Source organism: Pusillimonas sp. T2 (assembly GCF_002236805.1).
Taxonomy (GTDB): Bacteria; Pseudomonadota; Gammaproteobacteria; order Burkholderiales; family Burkholderiaceae_B; genus Neopusillimonas.
Genome location: NZ_NIQA01000047.1, coordinates 1 through 390, shown reverse-complemented (window position 1 = coordinate 390; position 390 = coordinate 1). Strand labels below are relative to the sequence as shown.

1 pseudogene is annotated in these 390 nt (G+C 57.7%); it reads left to right on the top strand.

Features of this window, described 5'->3' with window-relative positions:
* Positions 1-376: pseudogene (locus PuT2_RS16155) on the top strand (hypothetical protein); the annotation flags it as partial.
* Between the last annotated feature and the right edge of the window lie 14 nt (positions 377-390).

The window sequence follows — 390 nt, the reverse complement described above, 5'->3', positions numbered from 1 at the left end:
TTGCCAATCCGGAGTGTGGAAAGCAGCTGCCGGAACACCATCGGGCATGTATGCGTTTTTCCATGCACTTGCTTGCCCGGACGGCTGGTTAATGGCGGACGGACTCAATGGGACGCTCGACCTTCGTGGGGAATTTATCCGTGGTTGGGACGCCGGACGCGGCGTGGACAGTGGAAGGCCTTTAGGAGCATGGCAGGCTGACGAACTAAAGCGCCATGCCCATCAGGCAAACACGGGACGATTGGCTGGCAACGGCTTTGCATCAGGTGGAAACCTATTACCCAGGGAACTAAATTTAATGTCGGCTACTAGCGAGACAGGCGGAGACGAAACCCGCCCGCGCAACGTAGCGCTGCTGGCCTGCGCAAAGCAATAGCTTTGCCAATCCGG